The sequence below is a fragment of the Pedobacter sp. GQ55 genome, from assembly GCF_059758925.1.
Genome location: NZ_JCAXEI010000012.1, coordinates 53,037 through 76,993, shown reverse-complemented (window position 1 = coordinate 76,993; position 23,957 = coordinate 53,037). Strand labels below are relative to the sequence as shown.

Below are 23,957 nucleotides of genomic sequence, written 5' to 3'. Positions count from 1 at the left end.
TATATTGTATACAATATATAATTATATTAATACAAATACTTCAATAAAACGACTAAAAAAAGATGGTTATATTAATAATGAAATCGATATAGTGCCATTTAGATAAAAAAAGTCTCATCTAAAATAAAGCCCGCCATTAATATCAAGGGTTGCTCCCGTAATATAACTGCCACCCTCACCTGCCAGAAAAGCTACTGCCAAGCCAATATCACGTGGTTGTCCAATACCCAAAGGTACATTCTTAGCAATTCTTACAATTCCCTCATTCCCATGTGTTTGGACAAGTAAATCGGTTTCAATAATACCTGGGGCAATGCAATTTACCCTGATCCCTAATGGGGCACCAGTTCTGGCGAGCGTTTTTGTTAATCCTAAAATGCCACTTTTACTGGCTGAATAATGTACATGGCCATATAGTGCTCCCTGTTGCCCAACTACTGAACTAATATTAATGATCCTCCCATCCTTCTGTTCTCTCATGATTTGCATGGCATACTTGGCGCACAAAAAGCAACTGGTGAGGTTGGTTCCTAAAATATGTTCCCAATCATCAAGGCTGGTGTCAAAAATATCTTTGGCTTGAGACGTTCCGGCATTATTGACTAGGATATCTAGTTTACCCGTGCTGTTTTTAGCAAATGAAAAGAGTGCTTCCACATCTTTTTCTATACTCACATCCGCAGCTTTAAAGAATACTTTGCGGTCAAAAGCCCTTATCCTCTCCGCTGTTTCTTTAAGGTCTTCACTTTCCGCCAGGTCGTTAAGTATAATATCTGCTCCCTTTTCTGCCAGGGTTAGGGCTATGCTTTTGCCAATACCCCTTAAAGAACCAGTTATTAATGCAGTTTTTCCTGTTAATTCGCTCATGATGGTACTATTTAAATTTATTTTGTTTCTGCATCCACATGTATTTCTTTAGCCAGGGTAAATCTTAACGCAACAAAAATAAAAATGCTCCCCAGCAAATAAACAAGGGACAGCGCGGATAGGCCACTAGATAATCCTAATGTCGGCTTTATCGTCCCTAAGATCCATGGTGCAAAAGCGCCTATTAAAAAAGCAAACATAATCATTGCGCCGGAAACAGATGCCCTTACTCCAGGTGCAGTGACCAAAAACAAAGATGCGTAAATATTGGAGTCATAAATACCTCTGAAAAAGCCAAAAAGTCCCATGCCTGCATACACCCAAATCAGCTCATTTGCTGATCCCAGCAGATAAATAAAAGGACTGCCCAACAGTAATCCTAATGCTTGCAATCTTAATCTTGAAGCAACATTCGTCTTCGCCAGATAGTCAGAAAAGCGCCCGCCGGCCAGCACCCCCAAAAATGCAAAAATGTGATGATAAAACATGGAGGAAAAGCCGGCGTTTGCTAGAGAGAGCTTGTATTTTTCATGCAAAAATGTTGGTGCCCAGGTTAGGTAGCCCACATTCACGAATATCATACAGGCAAATGCCAGAGTCAGCAATACTGCTGTTTTCTTTTGAAATAGTCCTTTTAAGCCATCAAACACAGTCACCTTTTTCTTGATGACTAAAGAATCGGTATCAGGTAAAATATCTTTTTTAAACCTTACAACAAGTACAATGGAGAGTACAATTCCTATTCCTCCAAAAATGTAAAAAGCCACACTCCACCCAAACCTTTCTGCGATCAATGCGCCAATCAATCCACTCATGATAATACCGGCATAAAGCGCTGTCTGATGTATGGCCATGGCAAGCCCTGTTTTATCCTTATAGGTATCTCCTATAAGTGCGTTGGCCGCCGGAGCATAAAAAGATTCGCTGCTCCCCACAATTCCCCTCAGTATTACCAGATGGATCAGTCCGGCACTGAATCCGGTAAAAAAAGTTGCGACACTCCATAACAGCAGACTAAAAATGATCACTTTTTTCTTACTGAAAACATCGCCAATATATCCGCTTAAAGGCACACATAATCCGATCGCCCAAATAAATACTGAGGCAATCATACCCAATTCAGCATCTGTAAGCTGCAGACTTATTTTAATTTGTGGCAGGATCACATTAAATACCTGTCGGTCTGCCTGGTTAAAGAAAAAAACCAGCCACAGCAGAATAATCAACTCCCAATTGAAGGATTTGGATTTTAAGCTATCAGGAGCGTTATATCTGATCATTTTTCATTTTAAAATTATTTGGTAAAATAGCCGATGGCATCTTGCGGTCTGATTTCAGTAAGCTTACCATTGTAGTGCCTTAAGTCTCTTGGCTCATATGCATACTCCTTGATTGCTTCTTCATTGATGTCTATCCCAAGACCAGGCAAATCGTTAATTTGCATCATTCCATTGGTAAATTCAATTTTTTCAGTACTTATTTTGTTCCGGTAAGGTACATCACTGCTCATCGTTTCCAGGAAATGAAAATTGGGCGTGGAAGCTGCAATATGCAAAGTTGCTGCATTTGCTACCGGTCCACTAGGATTGTGAGGACAAAGAGGGATATAATAGCACTCAGCCATCGCAGCAATCTTTCTTAATTCAGAGATACCACCAGCATGACTCACATCGGGCTGAATGAAATCTGCACAATTCTGATTTAGAAAACTTCGATAATCCCACCTGCTATACAGACGTTCTCCAGCTGCAATCGGAACTTTAGTTTTTTTTCTTAACTGTGCCAATCCTTCCATGTGGTCTGGTGGAATGGGTTCTTCAAACCAGGTAATGTCAAAATCTTCCAGGGCATGAGCTACCCTGATGGCAGTTGGCATGTTAAATCGCCCGTGCCCTTCAATTAAAATATCTATTTCTGTTCCAACAGCGTCTGTAACAGCGGCAATGCACTTCAAAGCATAAGCAAATTCTTTTTTGGTCAGGTTCATATAGGCCGAACCAAAAGGATCCCATTTAAGACCTTTAAATCCCTTTTTAACGGCTTCCTTGGCTTTTGCAGCAAATTCTTCGGGTGTTTTAGCCGGGGCAAACCATCCATTTGCATAACATGGAACGGCATCTCTTACTTTTCCGCCCAGTAACTGATAGACAGGCACTCCCAGATCTTTCCCTTTGATATCCCATAATGCCATATCAACAGCAGCAAGTGCGCTCATTAAAACTACCCCACCCCGCCAATAGGCATCGCGGTAGCAATCGTGCCAGATTGCTTCTATATGATGAGGGTCTTTACCTATTAAATATCTTTTAAGTTCATTTACCGCCTGAACAACAGTTAATTCCCTCATTTCCAGTGTTGCCTCACCTACTCCATAAAGACCAGAATCGGTGATTACTTTCACAAACACCCAGTTTGTTCTGTAGGAATGGCAAATAAAGGTTTTAATTTCAGTGATCTTCATAATAAATGTACTTATAGTTTCTGCTGGTAGCGTTTTATAATAATTCAAATTTAATATATTGTATACAATATACAATATATTAACAAACAATTATAAATACTACAAAATAGCTGATGTTTTATTAACAACATCCTAACTATTTTACCTTAAGAATGAATAAATACTATTTTAATCTATCTCCTATCTGACGTAGGAGATCTGCTTTGGCATTAACGCAATGTCTGGCAGCCGCAGCTTCCACTTCTATCGGATTTCTGCTTTCCAAGGCACTAATTATTGCACGATGTTCTTCTATAACCTCGTTTGTCCGCTCTACACCAAAGCCATAAGTTAGTCGTAACGTATTGATCAGCTGCCAGTGTTTTTCCAATATTTGCAAACCTTCGGCATTATTGGCCAATTCATAAATTGCAGAATGGAACCGTTTATTGAATTGTAAACAGCCCGTATAATCTTTCTTTGATGCTGCTGTTTCGTAACCTTTTTGCAGTTGATTGAGCAGCTTCAGATCCTTTTCCTTTAAGTTTTCTATACACTTTACCGTAAGATAAACTTCAATTAACTGTCTGATCTCATAAATATTTTCTAAAAATTGCTGATCAACTTTTCTAACATGGGCTCCTTTATTTGGTTCAATGATTAGCAATCCTTCACCCTGCAATTGCTGTAATGCTTCTCTTATAGGCATCTGGCTTACTTTATACCGCTCAACCAGCTCAGCGATTTTAAGCCTTTCTCCCGAAATGAAATAACCAGAAAGAATATCTTCTCTTAATTTTTCCCGTACCCTGGAATAAGTCGGATCAGCTAACTGGCTTAATGAATCGGATTGTATTTTATCTTTCAATGTTGCAAATTTTAAATGATGATCAAATATACAATATATATTATATACAATATACCGACTAGCGACGGCCATACTTTGTTAAAGTATTTTTTGAGGAAAGTCATTGGTGATGGTGCAGAAAACAATGAGGATTTTGTATGGAATTCGTTATTTTTGGCAATCCAAAGCATTTTTATGTATTCTGGATACATCTTCAATACTTCCTATGGATCAAATGACAGTAAAAAATCCTTTTTCAATAGCAATTCACGGCACAGTATCTCTGATAATGGTGTTGTGTTTTTCCATCTCTACTTTTGCACAGAAAAATAAGCCAATAGATAAAGGTCAGGACATTTCTATCCTTTCTGACTCTGCAACCTTGACAAAGGGAGATTACCTGATTCATCTGGAGAAGGTATTCGAAACGGTAAACAAAGTTCCCGTTACGGTTGGTTCTTTTAAAAAACTGAATCCGATAGCGGGACATTTAACACAAGATGAGGCTGCTCTTGCCTTACTCAAAAATAGGCTTACACAAAGTGAAAGAACGCTGAACTTGCAAAACCTGCAAATGGATCAGACCTTACTTAAAGAACTTCAGACAAACAACAAAGATTGCCTGTCGGATCTGGATGAATACGAAAAAGAGTTAAGGGAACTAAAAACGGAAATTCTTAACCTGCGCAAGGACACCGTGCTGATTAAACTTTTTACACTGCCTTCTATGCGCATAATGTTTAAGGATCAATTTGCTGAACTACAGAAAAAACGCGTGGTAATGGATAGTCTGCTAAAGACAACCACATTGTCAATTAATAACCTGCAGGCGCGAACTTCGGCTAACCTGATAAACATTAAAGAGCTGATGTATCTTACCGATAACCAGCTTGATGCGGTAAGTATAAAAGCTTTCGGGAAAGAACGACGTTATCTTTGGGAATCAGCAGGTGGTAAGACCAGAGGTGTTGGATTCCGTAAATTTATCAATGCGGAACAGGAAATATCAGGTTATTATTTTGTATACACCCGCAGCAGCCGCTTTTTACTGCTCCTTACCTGTGCTACTTTCTTTTTCTGGGTATTTTTCAATTTCAGAAGCATGAAACAACGCGACCGGTTGGAAGCTCTTGACGATTTCTCTTTACTCGGTCCACAACCCTATCTGATTACCTTTATCATGCTCTTTACCCTGGCGCCAATTTTTGACCTGATGGCCCCGGCACTTTATATCGAATCGGTACAGGTCTTACTTGCAGTTTTGTTGACAGCATTTTTCCGTAAAAAACTATCATCAAAATTATTTTACCCATGGTGCCTTTTTGCACTGCTCCTTCTTGCACCTGTTTTTCTGCGTCTTTTGGGAATGCCACCAAGATATCAGCGCTGGCTACTTCTTTTCCTTAGTCTCAGTTCCACCATCTATGGCGTCATTATTTTGAAGAAGCTAGATGAGCAGGCAAAAAAATATAGAATGATACTGATTACAGGATTTATCTATACCATATTTGCAGTCATTGCCACTTTATGCAATATTTTTGGCCGCTTCACACTTACCCAAATTTTTTATTCGACAGGTGTAAACTCCTTATTAAATGCCATATCCCTAACCATCCTTGCGAAAGTATTGGTGGAGGCATTTCTGCTTCAAATGAAAAGTAGCAGAATCCGTAAAGGCTATCCTGAGTATTTTGATTGGCATCCGGTTATCTCAGGCCTTAAAAGACTAACCGGAGTTGGTGCTACAATTATCTGGTTTGTGATATTTACCACCAATCTTAATATTTTTAACGGTCTATATGAGTCTTTAATGGAGATTCTCAATGAAAAAAGAACTATAGGAAACTTCTCTTTTACCTTTGGCAGCATCGTCTTGTTTTTAGGCATCATTTGGATTGCCAACTTTTTACAGAAGTACATTGCCTACTTCTTTGGAGATACCGGCGACGATGGAATTGAAGACAATAAAGGAGAGCGCTCGAAATTACTAATTACGCGATTGGTACTACTTATCGGAGGATTCCTTATTGCTGTTGCAGCATCCGGGTTGCCAATTGACAAAATCACCGTAATCCTTGGCGCCCTTGGTGTAGGTATCGGGCTGGGCTTACAGAATATCGTAAGCAATTTCGTATCAGGGATCATCCTTATTTTTGATAAAACTATCCGCATCGGAGATGTGGTAGAGCTAAGCAATAAAAAAGGAAGGGTTAAGGAGATCGGTGTCCGCGCCAGTACGCTGCTTAGTGACGAAGGTGCAGAGATTATTATTCCAAACGGAGCCATTTTGTCGAACAATATCATCAATTGGACCCTTAGCAATAACCAGATGCGTATAGACATTTCTTTAACTATTGCTAAACCTTTCAATTCAACTGAAGTAGTACAACAGATCAGAGACATTATTACCAAAAATGACAACGTCTTTATAAACAAAGAACCCGTAATTATGATCAGTCCTCTGAGCAAGGTAAACAGCAGTATAAAAATATATTTCTGGTGCAAGGATATATCAAATGCAGATCTTACAAGAAATATAATCATTGCACAAATATTTGAGACCTTTGAAGAGAAAGAAATAGAAATTTTATAGTTCCTGTCTGACCTATGGCGATACTGCCGGTTGAATGGATAGGACTTGCGACAGCCTTTGCATGTGGTCCGAACCAGGCACTAACCTTAGGGGACTCCCCTTATAAAGTTCATATACCATTTCGCCACTTAGGCTGATCGAAACACGCTCGACCGAAAATATTTTCCCAGGCACACGGGCACCAAACCAGTGGGGATCTGCTCTTTGTTTCCAGGTAACATTGTACAGCACCGTACCAACCGGATAGCCATTCTCTTGCGTGGGCGTATGGCGTACGGCTATTTCATTTCCATAAAGTGTAGACGTGGTACCGCTATCAGGACGAATGCTTGTGGTAAGAGCCGTTAGTAGTAAGGGATTTTCGGGTAGTCCCAAAACAGATCCAACTGAGGCTTCATCATTCAAACTGTCGTTATGCCCTGAACTGCAGCCTAATGTCAACGCCAAACCGAATAAGATCATTCCTTTAATTGATTTCCTTTTCATGATCGCTTAATTTTTAAAATTGAACAGGTCGATTGGCCTGGTAAATACATAATCATTATCTCGCTGAGGTTGATGACAGGAAACGCACTCTGTATCAAAATCCAAAGTCTTTCCGTAAGGCAGCAAATCGTCGCCTTTCCATCTTCCCCAACCCCATCCTTTGGTTTTGCTATATTTACGGGCATCTTTTATCATGAACTCAACTTGAACAAATTGCCCGGTAGAAATACTCCCATCGGCATTTTGTTGCTGCTTCCAGGCAGTCTTCGCAAAAATACTCCCATCTGGCCATGGATCTGTATTCTTTGACTGCAGGGCCTTTACTGCGGTTTCATTCGCAAAGATGATACGTACTGTCCCATTATCGAAACGGTCTGTCGTACTTATTGCCTTCCAATTTCGATAGTCGGGAATATAAGCGATCCCGTTGGGAGATGGTTTAACTTCCCGCTCTGGTGCAACACCCCTGGCAGTTATCTCTTTATGGTTGTTTGGCACCGCTTTACCTTGTTTAGCGTCATATGAAATGGAAAGCAGGTAACGTTTTAATGTTTCAATTCCATTTTCATCGATCTTAGCCTGAGGATGAACGGCAGTATAGCTTGGCAGTGGCATCTCGCCCGACAAGATCTTATTGAGCGCATAGTAAAGCGTAGCATTTTGCTGCGCGGTAGCCAGCGAATCCCAATTCGAAAAATCGAGCGCTTTTCTACCGTTTCTGATATGCGAAGCGACCAGAAAATTCACAGGAGTAATCTTGTCATACCAGTTTAGCCGGGTTTCATTGGAATGGCAGTCAAAGCAAGCGGTCTGCAAGATTCCGTTTACTTCTCTGGGTATACCACCCAACTGCCTGGCCACGCCATATGCAGAGCCTGTGGTTTCTTTTGGCCTTATAAATTGCAGGGATACTAAGCCAAGTGCAACACAAATAATTATTTTCCATTTACGTTTCATATACTATTTATATTAGATAATGATGAAACAAAACTACTCTCCACGAGCTGACTGAACCACTGTTTTCCTGTTAAAGGGAACTATTAGCCGGTGAAGCCGATTTTTTCTCTTTGAATAAGTCCATATTTTTAGGACATTCGGCTTACACAAATTTATAGTTTCTACCGGCTTCTCTTGCACCTGAACTTTAATCAAGCATTCCAAATGAATAAAACCCGACTGCATATCTACGTTTTCATAACCGTTACTGCCACTGTATTGCTGATCAGTTTTTTCTCTTTCCGTTATCTTTACCAAGTCGCCAGTGACAAACTTTGGACCAGCAAAATGGAATCCGGGAAACGTGAAAGCAGGGAGATTGGCAGATTACTGGAACAACAGCTGCTCACTGGAATTGAGAAACCACAAGTGATCCGGAGCCTGCAGCAGAGTATCGAAAATACCGACGTACAGAGCGAATTCATCTGTATGTATGATAAGAATGGCATCGAACTTTGCCATCCAAATCCGGCGCTTATAGGGCAAAAAATAGAACAAAACAATTCCCTACTTGATCTGGGCGAAGGAAAGAATTCTATTTCCTTTAGCGAGGTCATCAGTTCTCAGAAAAAGCTCGGAGGTGTCAGAAACTTTCCCGAAGACCAGCACAGAAGCTCGGAAATCGTAAATGTGTATCCAGTAAAAGGCAGCGACTGGATTGTGGCTTCCCATGCAAATATCGACGTAATGCACCAGGAACTTTCCGTTCTATACAAGCAGTTTAGCATTGGCTTTCTGCTGAGTACCCTGATCATTATTACGTGTTGCCTGTTGCTGATCAGAAGGATATACAGCAGGCATGAACAGGCTTTGGAAGACGAGATTGCAGGCCTCAATGAAAAGATCAACAGCCTAAGCACGCTCAACCTGCAGCTCAATGCCTTACAGGAAAAACTGCAGGATCAGATACTGGTTCAGCAACCTGAACGGGAAAAGGAAAACGGCCGGAAAAGGATCATCACCTACCATAAAGATGAACTTATACATCTGGATGTTTCCGAGATCGCCTATTTCTTTTTAGACGGGAGCACTGTTCTTATATTTACCTTCGACAACAAGCAGTTCTCGACCAATAATAGTCTGGATGAACTCATGAAGCAGTTGGACAACGATATCTTCTACCGAGCAAACAGACAGTTCATCATCAACATGAGGTCAATCAAAACTATTTTCATATACGGTAAAAATCAATTGCGAATTGTTACCGATCCTAAGACCGGCGAAGCGGTCATCATTAGCAAGAACAAGGTTGCAGAATTCAAAAAATGGTTAGATCGGTAGGCTTCTTTTCAGAAGTGTTTACACATCAACACTTCTGAAAATTTAGCTTTCTGCCTAGCACCCTTTATGTTTAGGTTATAACTTGCTAAATAAATTGGGGTATCGTTTTTTTATAATCAAATTTGATTTTTCCGGCAGCTTAATCAACGGAACGGGTTTATCCTGCGGACGGGTTTGTTTTTGATTGATATCACCCATTAAGCTCCACTTTCTTGTCATTCCAATAGGTTCCCTTGCATTCAAATCGTAACGCGTAAAGTCAATTACCAGCTTCGGGCTATTAAGCTGCCAGTCTCTGAGCAATGCCAGCCTGAAATCCTTGTTCATAAACCAACTAATCTCAAGATTGGCATCCGAACCGCCAATTCCTGAACCTCTTTCCACAAAGCGATAGTTGAAATCGTTGCTTTTGTAATGGGATCTCCAAAGTAAACCGAACTCTCCCTGGGTAATCACTTTTGTATCCGGCCAGCGTTTTTTTATACTGCTTAGCCAATCCTTCAACCGGGCAGCATCATAAGGAAGGGATAATTCCCAGCAATTAGTAACCCAGCCAAATCCATTCAATTCAAAGCCCTTATCAAAATGGATAGCAGTAGCATGAAGCATTTCTTTCAGGCCGATCTCGTTTCCGTGCTTACCTAATGTTTCTATAGGCCCAACTCCCATACGGCTGTTAAAACCTTCTGCAAAACCTTGTCGTCTGGCTGCTAAAAAATCCACAGTCCACCCGTCCAGGTTAACAACGTCAATAAAATCGCTTTTACCTTGTGCAGGTTTGCAAAAATGCTCTTTTGAAGGGTAAAAGGGATAACAAACAGAACCATCGCCATCCTGGTTATCAATCGCAAACTGGCTCCAGATGTTCCCCTGGCAAACATGTATATTTTCTTTTTCAGCCAGGTATTGTTGGTTTTTTGCAGAAAGGAAACCCGCCACTATACTAAGCGGGCGATAGCTGTTGCCTACCATCCGACTTACAAGTGCAAGTCCATCGTGCAGGTCTTTATTTACTTGCTCAGTAGTATTATAGGCATTTGCAAAATAAGCTCCGGGGATAAACGTCACCTCGTCACCATATTTATGGTGATAGCCAACCACAAGTTTCCGGATTTCTTTATAATTCTCTGTGCTGTCATTCAGCGCCAGCCAGCTAAATGCCCAGGTCATCTTGGCTCCAGGAAAACCCTCTTCCACGGCTTTTCTGAAAGCAACAACTTTTTCAGGGGTATGTAAAGCCCGCTCATCCTCTCCAACACTCCGGTCCCGTGACACTTCAATCTGGTTTACCCTTATTATAGTATTAAAGGTTAAAAATCGATGGCCCATAAGCCCTCCAGAAGCTGTTTTCTTTACTTGTTGTCCAAATGCCAAAGACATCAGGCAGATAACCAGGAAGTTTAATAAACTTACTTTTTTGAACATATTATTTATTTTTTTATTCATTTAACCATTATCGTATAAAAAGCCAGCCGACAACAGTCGGCCGGCTCGAGCGTAAAATCGTCCTACCAGCCAGGGTTTTGTTCTAAATTGTGACCATTAGCCTGATAAAAGGCAACCTCTTTAGTCGGAAGCGGCTGAAGGTAATCCTTATTTGGATCGAACTTTCGGCTTTTTTCAGCAACCAGAAAACCATTTGCATCTACCTTACTCAGGTAGCTCGGGTCGCTATATGGTGTTTTCCCAGCCCACTCAGAACCAGTAATTTTAATTCCTTTAACATCTTGAGGTAATTCAGTTTCAGCAGTTTTCCATCTGCGCAAGTCATCGTACCTGAATCCTTCCAAAGTGAGTTCAACAGTTCTTTCCCTCCTGATCTCATTCCTCATATTAAGGTTATTGGCAGCCACAAAAGTGTTGGTCAAATGCGGCATACCCGCACGATCTCTGAGCTTATTAATCGAAAGATCAAGATCACCGTCGCTTATTGCTCCTGCTTTTTCAAAAACTGCTTCCGCATAAATAAGCAACACTTCTGCGTAGCGGATAAGGTGGCGATCAAAGTCAAATATACTGGCATCTCCATTTTGTCCGGAATTATTGGCCACTGGGTCTTCCGACATATATTTATAGAGTATATATCCTGTATTGAAATTACGTTGCGGCTTATCAGGCCAGTTGGCAATCTTAGTTACCGGAAAGAAAACCCGGTTGGTTAACGTTCCCGGAATGATCATCGTCATGGTCATCCTGGGATCCCTGTCCTGAAATTCAGAAACAAAAGTCCCGTAACCTTTGAATACTGTTCCGGGAGCTGTGATCGGCAATCCATTTTTATCTAAATAAAGGTCTACCATCTTTCTGGTCGGGTTATAACCGTTCCCATCATATTGATAAGGAATGTCCTGGCCCAGGATATTTCGGGCATACCTCCTATCCAAAATCGATTCCCTGGAGTCGTCTCCATCTTCCAAAAATAAGTAACGATAGCTTTGCGCTCCCTTGCCTGTGTACAAACCATATGTACCACTGTTAATGACTTCCCTTGAAGCAGCAATGGCAGCATCAATATACTTTGTGGCATTGCCATCAGCCCTGGATTTCCCCCATGTTCCCTCAAATAGTGCCACACGTGCAGCTAAAGCAAGCGTTGCACCTTGGGTAATCCTACCAACATCTACAGAAGCGAGTGTTGATTGCAAAGGCAGGTCTGCTTTGGCTTCCTGCAAATCTTTAAGAATGAAATCAACAGTTTCCGTTCTGCTTGATCTGGGCGTAAATAAAGCCGGATCATCAGTTGCCAAGACTTTTGTAATTAATGGCACTCCACCATATAGCCTCAGTAGCTTCCAGTAGTACCATGCCCTGAAGAATTTGGCTTCTGCCACATATCTTTTTATTTCTGCATCGGTACTGCCCGATCCTTTTTCAATGATGTTGTTCGATGACCGGATATAGCCATAGCTGTCGGTCCAGAGTCCCACTGACTCGGCAGGCTGCAGGTTTCCGTTACTTACCGAATTTGGAAAATTAAATGCAATATCTGATTCAGTATCCTCAAAGCCAAAACGGTCAAGTCCCTTATACAGATTATTTGCGGCCAGTTTAAAATCTGCGCCTGTTTTCCAGAATGTAGCATCAGTGATACTGTCCTCCGAAACCAGGTTAAGGTCTTTTTTGCATCCGTTTAAAAGCGCGGCAAGGATAAATACGCCCGCAATTAATAATTTCCTATGATTAATATATTTAAGTTTCATAAAGCTTGCGTTTAAAATTTAACAGTAAGACCCAGCGAATACACTTTATTGAAAGGATAAGTGCCCTCATTTCTGAAGCCATCCTCCGGATCAAAGTTCCCACCAAATGTTCCTTTGGAAATGGTAAAAAGATCCTGGCCGCTGAAGAATATCCTGGCAGTTTTCATCTTTAAACTGTTGGCAACACTGGCCGGCAGGTTATACCCCAGGGTGATCACCTTAAACCTTAAATAGGCTACATTCTGCATCGTGAGTGATGAGGCGCGATAATCATAACTTCTGATATCGTCATAACCTACACCACCAGGAAGATACCGCGGAAATTTGGCATCGGTTCTCTCTGGCGTCCAGGTTTTTCCATTGTAATAAGAAAGCGAAGGCCAGTAAAATGTATTTGGGGTAGCAATGTTACCCTCATACCTTACATCTCTTTTCCCTACCCCCTGTAAAAATACCTGAAGGTCCAATTGTTTAAATCCTACACTAATGTTAGAAGAAAAGGTATACCTGGGAATCAGATTACCGAGATAAACCATATCACCATTCAATCCCTTTGATTTATCGCCAAAAGCTGTCAGCTTTCCATCTCCGTCAACATCACGGTACATCACATCACCAATGGCAACTCGGGCAGGAACACCGGTAAGTTTCTTATAGTTATCAAGCTGTTCCTGATTCTGGATGATGCCCTCGTAAACATAACCGAAATAAGAGTAGATGCCATAACCTTGCCTGAACTTGTTAAGGCCCTCCTGGTAATTGTCCAGATTTTTCAGGTCCACCAGTTTGTTTTTGCTGTCACTAAGCTGTAGCGATACGCTGTAGCGAAAATCACCTACCTTGTCTTTCCAGGTCACTGCAGTTTCAAATCCTTTGGTAACCAGCTTTCCCTGGTTGGAAGAAGGTGCCTTACCACCATAGGTTGCAGGTACAGCGATGTCAACCAACATATCATTATTGGTTTTATTATAATAATCAAAAGAAAAATTAAGTCTGGAACCAAGCAATGCTATATCCATTCCGATATTTTTGTTTTCGATCGTTTCCCAGGTTCTGTCAACAGATGCTGGATTCGCATTGACGCCTATTAAACCTGCATTCGGACTGCCAATTGGGTATGGTATAGCATTATTCGCATCATCTGAGATTATAGAAATTAAAGGTATGTAATCATACAGTCCCAGCTCCCCAATTTCCTGGTTACCCATCTTACCCCAAGATGCTCTAAGCTTTAACAGATCAAAAGTATTGAGGGACTTGACAAAACTTTCTTCAGATAAATTGTAGGCCAGTGCCGCTGATGGAAATACCGCGCTCCAGCGTTTATCTGGTGAGAATTTGGAACTACCGTCAGCACGTGCGGTAAGGTCTAAAACCAGTTTCTCCCTAAAGGAATAGCTGAACCTACCAAAATAGGATCCCAATGCCTGATTACTTAGTCTACCCGTAAAATTCGCATAAGCAGCTTTCGTTCTGTCAGCAAGGTTTAAGGTAAAGATGTCATTGCCGATAAAATTATAACCATAGGTTGTCTGGCCTTCGATTTTAGTTTTTTCAATCGATCCACCTCCGGTAAAGTTTATTCTATGATCAGTACCCAGTTGTTTATTATAGTCCAGGTATACCTGATACAGTTGGTTTAATGTTTTCAGATTAAGGTAAGACGCGGAATTAGGCGTATTTCTAATATCCTGAACCTCACCCACATAATTATAACGTGTAAAGGTTCGACTGGCACCGTTGTCATTAAGGTAATCCAATCTGATAGCGGCCTGCCCGGTTAATTTAAGCCCCTCCAGAATGGTGTAGTCTGCCTTAAAATTTGTGGCAAATCTAGAAGAACTTCCCCGCTGGCTACCGGCTTCTTGCAGAGACTGCGCGGGATTTTCATAGCCCTGATAACCATAGAACTGCCCATTCGGATTGTACACCGGTTGGTAAGGAAACTGTCTGGTAACATTGGTCAGCGCATTTCCAAGCATAGTTGGTGTTATGGTAGACTTACTCTCAAAACTGGTTCTTGTCTCAAAGTTGAACTTGGGGGTGAGCCGAAAATCATAGTTGAGGCGAAGGTTATACCTGTCGGAGTTGTTTTCTCCGAACCGGAGTGATCCCTCATCCCTATTATAGCCCATGGATACCAGATAATTATTGTTTTCTCCGCCACCAGATATGGAAAGGTTGTGCAACTGCTGGGTAGAGTTTTTATAAATCTCTTTATTCCAATCCGTGTAACCGTAAAAGCCAGGATAACTGGTAATTCCATAATTCCAGCCTCCATCAAGGTCAGGCGCTGCATTAGCCCTGATCTTATCAAACACTTCCTGAGGAAATCCATTGATACCCGCATTTCGAAGTCCCTCATCCATAAATTCAGCATATTCCAACGTGTTCTGAATCTTCCTAAGGTAAGTTGGCGTTTTCAGACCGACTGTACCACTATAGGTAATTTCCGGCTTTCCGCTTTTTCCCTTTTTAGTGGTCACAATGATCACTCCGTCTGCCGCGCGCGCGCCGTAAATGGCCGCAGAAGCATCTTTTAATACAGAGATTTCAGCAATATCATTTGGATTGATGTTATCAATATCACCGGGGATGCCGTCAATAAGCGTCAGGGGTTGGCTGTCATGTACAGTGGAATAACCGCGGATTTTAATGCCGTAATTTTGATTTCCAGGTTGTCCGCTACCCTTGGTAATGGTCAATCCGGGTACCGTACCCTGCAATGCATCCAGGCTATTATTAAGCGGGCGATTCTCAAATACATCAGACTTGACCGTTGAAATGGCACCTGTGATGGCACCTTTAACCCGTGTACCATAACCAACAACCACCACCTCATTCAGGCTGGTGTTCATCTTGCTCATTTTAATCTCGATAGATTGTTGGCCGCTAATGGATACTCGTTCGGTTCGGTACCCCAGATAGGAAAGTACCAGAACGAAATTCGGCTCGGGATGGCTAATGGTAAAATTACCATCCTTATCAGTTACCGCGCCGGTCTTGGTTCCTTCAACCATGACCGACACCCCTATCAGCGTTTCATTTGTGGCAGAGTCCCTGACAACTCCCTTAAGCACCTGCCATTTTTCAACAGATGGCCAGAGCGTGTCATCCCAGCGTCTTTTAGCGGTAATCAGTACCGTTTTATTTCGGATCTTATAGTCAAAAGGTTGTTTTTCAAAACAAAGGTCCAGAACCTTTTTCAGATCAAGATTTTTAATATCCAGAGTAACCGGCTTTGCATTTTTTAGCGTGGCATTGTTGTAAAGGAAATCAAAATCCGTCTGCTTCTTAAGCTCAGAGATGACATCCGTTATCTGTGCGTTCTGAACAGATATACTTATTTTCTGCGCAAAGCTTTCGGCTCGGAGCTGAAAAACAGTAAAAAACAATAGCATATAGGTTAGTCTCATCTTTAGGGATATTAGTCGAAGCATACAGGAATCCCTCCTGAAAACTATTTCAGTATTTTTTTTATACATTTGGTCGGTTGGTTTTTTAAATTATTCGTTTAGTTTGATCAGACCTCCACTCCAGTTCACTCTGGCATGCCAAGGGCGGCTCAAACGTCCTTGGTTTTTGGTGTCTTAATTTTTACGTTAGTAATTACACATCTTACTCCTTTCTTTAGCTTTAATTATATAAAATTTATTGGCTGTTACTAACAATGATATTTCGGTTGGTAACCTGAAAACGGACACCTCCAAGTTCCTGGAGGTTTGCCAGGAGTTCTGACAGATTTGCATTTCTGGAGAAAGTACCTCCAAACCGGTCATTCCCTAGATTATTGCTATAGGTAACATCCACATTATACCATCTGCTTATCGTCTTCATTACACTTTTAATATCCTGGTTATCAAACAGAAAATAACCTTTTTTCCAGGCAATTGCCTGATCTGTTTTAACATAAGCGATATCGATATCTTTTCCACTTTCTCTAAGTTTCGATTGCTGACCAGGTAGCAGCATTTTGGCTTGACCGGTGGACAGCTTACTAATACGAACACTGCCCTGCAATAGGGTGGTGGCAATGTCAGCATCCTCTGGGTATCCTTTTACGTTAAAATGAGTCCCCAATACACTTACCAACTGATCTCCGGTTTGTACCTTAAAAGGCTGCCGCTTATTATGGGCTACTTCAAAATAAGCCTCTCCGGTCAAATGTACCTGACGATCCTTCCCATTAGAAGTGATCGGAAAATAAAGTGTAGATTCAGAATTCATCCAAACATTAGTTCCATCAGGCAGCTTTACCTTATACTGCCCTCCCCTTGGTACATACAATGTATGATAGGCCATTTTATCTGATGTAACTACCGGATTTTTTTCACTACGATAGACCAAACTTCCACTATCCGTTTTAGTAATCAAAACACCATTCTTGCGGGAAATCTCTCCATTATTACTGTCATCAAGAATAATTTTTGTTCCATCAGCAAGTGTTAACACTGCTTTATTCTTTCCTGGCAGTATCGGAACCTGCACTAGTTCGGCAGGAGCCTCTGAACGGTCCGGGAAAAACTTGTAAAGCAAAAATCCTGTACCGAGCAAAATCAAAATCGCGGCTGCGGATGCTTTCCACGACCAGCTAAACAGCTGATGTCTCTTTTGTATATTTTTCCTTTTGTTAAAATTACGATACAACTCTTCCGACAACTGCTCCTCGCCTCCTGCCTGGTTAATCCAATGCTCGATCTGCTCATTGCCAGTACCTAGTTTTTCGTACCAGTCATTAAGTTCCTCCAGCTCCTCCTCAGTGCAGCTGGAAGCCTGATACCGTTTAAACAAATATTGTAACCTTTCGCTATTCATAAATGATCTATCGGAGTTTGCTTATAAGGGTAAGACGCATGAAAATTGTCCAACCGTTATCCCCCCTATATTTTTTTTCAGATTCATGTATCACTTCGCTGATTTATCCAATGACAGAGCAGGATAGTAAAGGACAGTTATGATAATTATGTTGCTTATTTTCGTATTAATGGATACAGGCACCTTTCGTCTGCACTGATAATTAATTTTTGAGGATTTTCGTTGACCAAATATAGAGTTATGCCTGTGGAGCTTAGTGATGCAGAATTGATATTGCTATGGCAGAATGGAGCGGATAATGCTTTTGAAGTGCTATACAAAAGGTATGCTGTGCGTTTGTTGTCGGCCGCATTGAGCAAAACCCGGAGCAGGGAATTATCCGAGGAAATTATTCAGGAAACTTTTTTGGCATTATTTACCAGAAAAAAAACGGCCAATCAAATTATCAATCTTTCTGCATTTCTGAATACCACTGTTAAACATAAGATCATAGATCATTACCGAAGAGAAAAACTGTTAAAAAGATATGAGGATTACAGCTCTTATATTTTTAAAGAAACAGACAACTCCACTTTACATTCAATTGAATCCAGAGAACTGGAACAACAACTGGCGTTTCAGATAGAAAAACTTCCTTTAAAATGCAGAAGTGTTTTTAACCTCAGCCGCAACCATCACCTCTCCAATAAAGAAATCGCTTCAGAGTTGCATATTTCCGAAAACACCGTTGAACAGCATATGCGGAAGGCACTGAGACTTCTTCGAAATTATTTCTTTGGTCATACAGAAAGAATTATCATTTTTTGCGTGTTTGTACTCTCTCTTTTTTAGCTTTCAAATCAATCACTGTAAACTGTGTAGAAAATATGCTGAGCATATGCTTTCATAACTGACTGATAGTTACGCCGTATCAACTTCAGGGTTGGTTCGAATCCAATCAAACCAACCCTGAAGAGAGTTTGAGCCATTGTTAAACAATTGTGAAAGCAATAGCTTAATATACTTTCTCAGCGTTTATCTTTTATGGTCGTCAATAAATCCTTAAGTATCTTTACTTTATCAGGATATTGGGCAGCAAGGTTATTTTTCTCAGCCTCATCTGTTTTCAGGTTATATAACTGCGCCTCTTTTAAATTACCCATTTCTATGCCTACCAACTTGTTATAGGCGGGTCCATCACTAGGCTCAATATACTTCCAGCCATCTTTTACGATCGAAAGTGTATTTGCATGTTCTATCAAGACAGACCTCCCCTTTTTCGACTGACCGAGAAATACATCAATGGTATTTTCGCTATCGGGTGCATCTCCTGCGGGTATCGGCTGGCCGAGCAGGGCTGAGAATGAGGCTAATAAATCAATCTGACTTACCGTGGCCGCAGAAACCTGTTGTGGCTTTATTTTTCCTGGCCAGCTCACAATAAACGGCACTCTGGTTCCAGCTTCCAATATGCTGTATTTCCCACCCCTGAACGCACCTGTAGGTGTATGGCCATTTAATTTGGTCACTGCCTGGTCCTGATAACCATCATCCAGTACAGGACCATTGTCACTTGAAAAAATGATCATGGTATTTTTGTCCAGTCCGGATTCCTTTAACTGTTTAATAATCTCTCCCACAGTCCAGTCCAGCTGTAAGATAGCATCTCCACGCAAACCTAAACCACTTTTACCGCGAAACATTGTTGCAGGCATCCGTGGTACATGAGGCTCGGTTAATGCAAAATATAAAAAGAAGGGTTCTTTTTGATTTTTTTGTATAAAATCCTTGGCCTTGATTAAAAAGGTTGACGAAACTTCCTCATCTACCCATCGTGCGAGTTTTCCTCCGCTCATGTAACCAATACGGCCAATCCCGTTCACAATCGTATTGTTATGGCCATGCCCTGAGGAAGATTGCAATTTTAACAACTCCGGATGTTCTTTCCCCGTTGGCTCATCCCCCACTTTCTCTACATAATTCACGCTTATCGGATCTTTAGTATCCAATGCAACCACATTATGATTTTCCAGGAAGACAGTAGGAACACGATCGGCTGTAGCCGGAAAGATGAAGGAATAACCAAAACCGACCTCATTTGGTCCGGGCTTAATTTCATTATTCCAATCTTTTGCCACGGCCTCACCAAGTCCCAGATGCCATTTACCTACAATACCCGTTTGGTAGCCTGCTTTTTTAAAGAGATTAGGCAAGGTTGTTCTATCAGTAGGTATAATTAATGCAGCATCTCCCGGCAAAATGCCTGTTCCTTTTTTACGCCATGGATATTCACCGGTCATTAAGGCATAACGTGAAGGTGTGCAGGTTGCCGAAGTACAATGTCCATCGGTAAAACGGATACCAGATGCAGCCAGCTTATCTAAATTTGGTGTCTTTATTCGGGTAGCACCGTAACAGCTCAAATCGCCATAGCCAAGATCATCAGCGTATATATAAATAACATTTGGCTTCTCTCCTTTTTGGGCAAAACTTAAATTAGCCAGGAGGGACAATAGAATAACTAATATTTTTTTCATTTTTATTATTTTAAATTGGGATGGATATGCATGCTTATACATTCCCCTGCCCAAATTACAAAATATTAGATAACGTTCTTTATATCAATAAATCTAGAATGGTTTAAGCGGGTTAACTATTAGATAGGCTGAGGGTCTCTGCAAGGCCTTTCTAGGCCCTGTCAATACCCTGTCAACGCACTAATGTGAAAAGATGATAGAAGTTATTGAAATGTCTGCAATTAATTAATCACAACATTGCGTTTGGGTGGTTCTGCATGCAATAAATGCTTCACAAAAAAATCTCTTTTTCTTCGTCTTCCGTATGCGCCACCATCACCGTGCCCCATTCCAGGTATAGATAGGAATTCAAAATCTTTGTTTGCTTTGATCAAGGCATCTGCCAGGCGGTAAGTAGATTCCGGTGGCACATTTTCGTCTGCCTCGCCAACAATCAGAAACAAGTCACCTTGTAATTTCACTGCATTGGTGATATTGGACTGCGCATCATAATGAGGTCCAACCGGATAACCCATCCACTGCTCATTCCACCATTGCTTATCTATCCTGTTATCGTGACAGCCACAAGCCGAGACCGCAGCTTTATAAAATTCAGGATGGAACAGCAAAGCACCCGTTGAATTTTGCCCGCCAGCTGAAGTGCCATAAATACCCACTCTGCTGATATCTGCGTTAGGATATTTTTCTGCCATTGCCTTTATCCATAATATACGATCCGGAAATCCCGCATCAGCCAGATTTTTCCAGCATACGTCATGAAAAGCTTTTGAGCGGTTCGCAGTGCCCATCCCATCCATCTGCACAACAATAAAACCCAGTTCAGCAAGACTCTGCATTTCGCTGTAAGGCGTAAAATTCTTTGGTACAAAGCTATCCTGAGGGCCGGCATAAATATATTCAATAACCGGGTAGGTCTTATTGTTATTCATTTTAGAGGGCTGCCATACTACTCCCCAAATATCTGTTTTGGCATCTCTTGCTTTAGCAACAAATACCTCTGGTAATTTAAGCCCTGCTTGAGTAAAACCAGTGGTAGTACCTCGCTCTAATTCCATGATATTTTTGGCATCAGCAGTTGCTTTAACAACGGTTACAGGCGCTACATTGATCTGTGAATAGGTATCCACATAGTAGCGTCTGTCGGGAGAAAATACTACCCGGTGATTGCCCTGCTCTAGATTGAGCGCTATTGTATTTTTGCCATTAAAATTAACCCTATACTGATGTACAAAATAAGGATCTTCTTTTGTATTCACGCCACTGGCACTAAACCATATCTCCCTTTTCTCCAGGTCAACACTATCAATAGCACGCACTACAAAATCCCCCTTTGTGACCTGAAATTGTTTACCTGTTAGCGTATTTACCAAATAAATATGGCGGTAACCGTCTTGCTCGCTTGTCCAAATTACTTCATTGGTTTTGGGCAAATAGTGCGTGTAAATACGATCTTCATAAATAAACGTTTTTGCTTTCTCATCTATGATATTCCTGGTTTTCCCCGTTTGTATGTCTACTTCAATCACTCTAAAACGCTGGTGGCCGCGATCTACTTTCTCATAGAGATAATACCTGTTGTTATTATCCCGCCAATGCAAAGGCTGTGGCCCAAAAAAATCGATTTGCTCTGTATCTACCTTCATTCTCTTGTTTGTGGCAATATTGAAAATAAAAGGCTCATAACTGGTGAAGGCATCCCCCGGTTGCGCATACTCATGTGATTTCAACTTTCCTCTGGTTGTTCCTGCTACTGCGCTCAACACATAATAAACACTATCTATCCGCTTAGGATTCACCAGGTACCCTATCACATTTTTGCTATCCGGCGACCAACTGAATTCAGCATAAGGTCTTTTTTCTGTCCCGTCGGTTGTTAACTGAACTTCTGCTTTACTTCCGGTATCTGTTATAAAAAGATTCCCAGCCTTTAAACTAAGTGCTTTTTTCCCATCCGGGGATAAGAAGCGCGAAGGGGTTCCCTCCCATCTCGACCTTTTTCTTTGCAGTGGCTTCCTTGGATCATAATTAACAAAGCCGGTATCTTTAGCCTGCTTAAAACTGTAATCGTCCAAATTAATATCAAGCCATTTCCCATTTAACTTGAGTGTCAATAGGGTTCCCGAATTGCCAAAAAATAGCCTATCAAATTTTAGCCTTGTAGCTTCCTGCACTTTACCAAAGAACTTGTTTGATATCATGGCAACTCTGGCATGATCAAAAGCCGGTTTATGTACACCGCCTGCTATATCTGCATAAATAAACTCCCAGTTACGATCGGCTAAGTTTCTTTTGTACCAAAACGAATGTCCGTCTTGGTTCCAAAATGGAATTATTTCATTATTTACGGCCACCTTTCTCACCGTACTGTCCAGCTGTCCTGCCTGAGAATAGGCTCGTTCCATATCTGCACCTGATGGGCTAAAGGGTAGTAATTGATTTTGTTGAGCTTTGGAACTGAAGGCAATAACTATTAAAAAGAGATAGATACTACTAATTTTCATGTTTATTATTTTTAAATTTTCCAATCACAAAGTAAACCGGGATACCCATCAAGGTGATGATCAAGCCTGGCCAGGTGAAACGGGGTTTATATAGGATCAGCAGAACACAAAATGCTAACCCCATAATGATATAAATAAGTGGCAAAATCGGATACCCAAAAGCCTTATATGGACGTTCAATATCAGGGCGCTTTTTTCGGAGAATAAAAATACCACCAATTGTAAGCATATAAAACATCACCACAACAAAGGAAATCATATCAAGCAGATCACCATACCTGCCGCTAAGGCACCACAATGAAGCAACCAAACACTGGATCCAAAGGCCAAAGGCAGGTACAGCATTTCTGTTTAAGGTAGCCACTTTCTTAAAAAAAAGGCCGTCTTTAGCCATAGAATAGTAAACCCTGGCGCCCGCCATGATCAGCCCATTATTACATCCAAAGGTAGACACCATGATCATTAACGCAATAATAACAGTGCCGGATGATCCGAATATTACCTGCGAGGCGGAGACAGCAACCCTGTCTTTATCTGCATGGGCCATGTCGTTGAGCGAAAGTACACCGGTATACATGATATTGGTTAAAATATATAATATGGTGACCATGACCGTACCGAGTGCAAGGCTCAGCCCAACATTTCTTTTTGGATTCCTGATCTCACCGGCAACAAATGTGACATTATGCCAGGAGTCGCTACTAAAAATAGAGCCTACCATAGCAGCGGCAATCGCACCAAAAGCAGCCATTGTAGTATAAGAGCTTACAGCTGAGGATCCGGCCAGTGGTTTCAAATCCCAGGCATCTTTCCAGTTACTTTGCCAGATATCTTTTTGTAAAAAAAACAAACCGAATACAATCAAACCAAAAAGGCTCAATAGTTTGGCCATCGTAAAAACTGTTTGTATTGACTTGCCTGCATTAACACCCCGGCTGTTTACGTAAGTTAAAATAATGATGACAACTATTGCGAGCAGCTGTGCGGGTGAAACATGTAAAAAACCAAGATCAATAGCTATATGATCTTCACTAAGCTGAGGCAATAAATAAGCGGTGAACTTTGCAAAAGCTACACCAACAGCAGCAATAGTTGCTGTCTGAATAACCGTAAAAAAACTCCAGCCATATAAGAAACTTATTAATGGATTATATGCTTCTTTTAAATACACGTATTGTCCACCTGCTTTGGGATACATGGAACTTAATTCGCCATAGCTTAAAGCTGCAGTTAGTGTCATAAACCCCGTTATCAACCAGACCACCATTAACCAGCCTGAGCTCCCTACATTCCTGGTAATATCCGCACTTACAATAAATATTCCTGATCCGATCATACTGCCGGCAACAAGCATTGTTGCATCAATTAACCTGAGTGAAGACTTAAATCCTGAGGGTTCCTGTTTCATAATTTGT

Annotated in this window: 16 protein-coding genes; 3 read left to right on the top strand and 13 right to left on the bottom strand. The window is 41.2% G+C overall.

The features are described from left to right. Positions 1–114: 114 nt before the first annotated feature. From AC6CH7_RS22990 to AC6CH7_RS22975, 4 genes are all read right to left on the bottom strand, one after another. Positions 115–867 carry an SDR family NAD(P)-dependent oxidoreductase gene (locus tag AC6CH7_RS22990; RefSeq protein ID WP_498264934.1) on the bottom strand — a complete coding sequence of 251 codons (753 nt, stop codon included), beginning with the start codon at positions 865–867 and terminating at the stop codon, positions 115–117. 17 nt (positions 868–884) lie between these two features. Further along, positions 885–2,147, bottom strand: a complete 1,263-nt coding sequence (locus AC6CH7_RS22985) for an MFS transporter (protein ID WP_498264933.1) — start codon at positions 2,145–2,147, stop codon at positions 885–887. 14 nt (positions 2,148–2,161) lie between these two features. Then, positions 2,162–3,328 (bottom strand): galactonate dehydratase, encoded by a 1,167-nt coding sequence (gene dgoD / locus AC6CH7_RS22980; protein WP_498264932.1) that lies wholly within the window; start codon positions 3,326–3,328, stop codon positions 2,162–2,164. Between the two features lie 163 nt (positions 3,329–3,491). Continuing rightward, positions 3,492–4,175 carry a GntR family transcriptional regulator gene (locus tag AC6CH7_RS22975; RefSeq protein ID WP_498264931.1) on the bottom strand — a complete coding sequence of 228 codons (684 nt, stop codon included), beginning with the start codon at positions 4,173–4,175 and terminating at the stop codon, positions 3,492–3,494. 205 nt (positions 4,176–4,380) lie between these two features. Between AC6CH7_RS22975 and AC6CH7_RS22970 the strand changes: the two genes are divergently transcribed. Further along, complete coding sequence (locus AC6CH7_RS22970) at positions 4,381–6,747, top strand: mechanosensitive ion channel family protein (protein ID WP_498264930.1); 2,367 nt, start codon at positions 4,381–4,383, stop codon at positions 6,745–6,747. 12 nt (positions 6,748–6,759) lie between these two features. Here AC6CH7_RS22970 and AC6CH7_RS22965 read toward each other — a convergent pair whose 3' ends face one another. Together AC6CH7_RS22965 and AC6CH7_RS22960 are read right to left on the bottom strand one after the other, a co-directional pair. Then, entirely contained in the window at positions 6,760–7,233 is a 474-nt protein-coding gene (locus tag AC6CH7_RS22965) for a hypothetical protein (RefSeq protein ID WP_498264929.1), read from the bottom strand. A 6-nt stretch (positions 7,234–7,239) separates the two neighbouring features. Beyond that, the gene (locus AC6CH7_RS22960; protein WP_498264928.1) at positions 7,240–8,190 is read right to left on the bottom strand and encodes a cytochrome P460 family protein; all 951 of its coding nucleotides are present in this window, start codon (positions 8,188–8,190) and stop codon (positions 7,240–7,242) included. Between the two features lie 204 nt (positions 8,191–8,394). Between AC6CH7_RS22960 and AC6CH7_RS22955 the strand changes: the two genes are divergently transcribed. Then, positions 8,395–9,510, top strand: coding sequence for a LytR/AlgR family response regulator transcription factor (locus AC6CH7_RS22955; RefSeq protein ID WP_498264927.1), 1,116 nt, complete (start codon positions 8,395–8,397; stop codon positions 9,508–9,510). Between the two features lie 75 nt (positions 9,511–9,585). Here the strand turns inward: AC6CH7_RS22955 and AC6CH7_RS22950 are convergent, their stop codons facing one another. From AC6CH7_RS22950 to AC6CH7_RS22935, 4 genes are all read right to left on the bottom strand, one after another. After that, positions 9,586–10,935, bottom strand: a complete 1,350-nt coding sequence (locus AC6CH7_RS22950) for a DUF3863 domain-containing protein (RefSeq protein WP_498264926.1) — start codon at positions 10,933–10,935, stop codon at positions 9,586–9,588. A gap of 83 nt (positions 10,936–11,018) precedes the next feature. Further along, complete coding sequence (locus tag AC6CH7_RS22945) at positions 11,019–12,710, bottom strand: RagB/SusD family nutrient uptake outer membrane protein (RefSeq protein ID WP_498264925.1); 1,692 nt, start codon at positions 12,708–12,710, stop codon at positions 11,019–11,021. Positions 12,711–12,721: 11 nt separating this feature from the next. After that, positions 12,722–16,126, bottom strand: a complete 3,405-nt coding sequence (locus AC6CH7_RS22940; RefSeq protein ID WP_498264924.1) for a TonB-dependent receptor — start codon at positions 16,124–16,126, stop codon at positions 12,722–12,724. A 235-nt stretch (positions 16,127–16,361) separates the two neighbouring features. Then, positions 16,362–17,525, bottom strand: a complete 1,164-nt coding sequence (locus tag AC6CH7_RS22935; protein ID WP_498264923.1) for a FecR family protein — start codon at positions 17,523–17,525, stop codon at positions 16,362–16,364. Between the two features lie 240 nt (positions 17,526–17,765). Between AC6CH7_RS22935 and AC6CH7_RS22930 the strand changes: the two genes are divergently transcribed. Further along, positions 17,766–18,356, top strand: coding sequence for an RNA polymerase sigma factor (locus tag AC6CH7_RS22930; RefSeq protein ID WP_498264922.1), 591 nt, complete (start codon positions 17,766–17,768; stop codon positions 18,354–18,356). A gap of 176 nt (positions 18,357–18,532) precedes the next feature. Here the strand turns inward: AC6CH7_RS22930 and AC6CH7_RS22925 are convergent, their stop codons facing one another. The 3 genes from AC6CH7_RS22925 to AC6CH7_RS22915 form a co-directional block, all read right to left on the bottom strand. Then, positions 18,533–20,041, bottom strand: coding sequence for a sulfatase family protein (locus tag AC6CH7_RS22925; protein ID WP_498264921.1), 1,509 nt, complete (start codon positions 20,039–20,041; stop codon positions 18,533–18,535). A gap of 221 nt (positions 20,042–20,262) precedes the next feature. After that, a complete protein-coding gene (locus AC6CH7_RS22920; RefSeq protein ID WP_498264920.1) occupies positions 20,263–22,542 on the bottom strand; it encodes a S9 family peptidase in 2,280 nt (759 codons plus the stop codon). After that, entirely contained in the window at positions 22,532–23,950 is a 1,419-nt protein-coding gene (locus tag AC6CH7_RS22915; protein WP_498264919.1) for an APC family permease, read from the bottom strand. Before AC6CH7_RS22915 ends, AC6CH7_RS22920 begins: the two co-directional genes overlap by 11 nt. Positions 23,951–23,957: the final 7 nt, after the last annotated feature.

Coding starts and splice junctions, on each gene's coding strand:
- AC6CH7_RS22990 (WP_498264934.1), bottom strand. CDS start 867: ATGAGCGAATTAACAGGAAAAACTGCATTAATAACTGGTTCTTTAAGG.
- AC6CH7_RS22985 (WP_498264933.1), bottom strand. CDS start 2,147: ATGATCAGATATAACGCTCCTGATAGCTTAAAATCCAAATCCTTCAAT.
- dgoD (WP_498264932.1), bottom strand. CDS start 3,328: ATGAAGATCACTGAAATTAAAACCTTTATTTGCCATTCCTACAGAACA.
- AC6CH7_RS22970 (WP_498264930.1), top strand. CDS start 4,381: ATGGATCAAATGACAGTAAAAAATCCTTTTTCAATAGCAATTCACGGC.
- AC6CH7_RS22965 (WP_498264929.1), bottom strand. CDS start 7,233: ATGAAAAGGAAATCAATTAAAGGAATGATCTTATTCGGTTTGGCGTTG.
- AC6CH7_RS22960 (WP_498264928.1), bottom strand. CDS start 8,190: ATGAAACGTAAATGGAAAATAATTATTTGTGTTGCACTTGGCTTAGTA.
- AC6CH7_RS22955 (WP_498264927.1), top strand. CDS start 8,395: ATGAATAAAACCCGACTGCATATCTACGTTTTCATAACCGTTACTGCC.
- AC6CH7_RS22950 (WP_498264926.1), bottom strand. CDS start 10,935: ATGTTCAAAAAAGTAAGTTTATTAAACTTCCTGGTTATCTGCCTGATG.
- AC6CH7_RS22945 (WP_498264925.1), bottom strand. CDS start 12,710: ATGAAACTTAAATATATTAATCATAGGAAATTATTAATTGCGGGCGTA.
- AC6CH7_RS22940 (WP_498264924.1), bottom strand. CDS start 16,126: ATGAGACTAACCTATATGCTATTGTTTTTTACTGTTTTTCAGCTCCGA.
- AC6CH7_RS22935 (WP_498264923.1), bottom strand. CDS start 17,525: ATGAATAGCGAAAGGTTACAATATTTGTTTAAACGGTATCAGGCTTCC.
- AC6CH7_RS22930 (WP_498264922.1), top strand. CDS start 17,766: ATGCCTGTGGAGCTTAGTGATGCAGAATTGATATTGCTATGGCAGAAT.
- AC6CH7_RS22925 (WP_498264921.1), bottom strand. CDS start 20,041: ATGAAAAAAATATTAGTTATTCTATTGTCCCTCCTGGCTAATTTAAGT.
- AC6CH7_RS22920 (WP_498264920.1), bottom strand. CDS start 22,542: ATGAAAATTAGTAGTATCTATCTCTTTTTAATAGTTATTGCCTTCAGT.
- AC6CH7_RS22915 (WP_498264919.1), bottom strand. CDS start 23,950: ATGAAACAGGAACCCTCAGGATTTAAGTCTTCACTCAGGTTAATTGAT.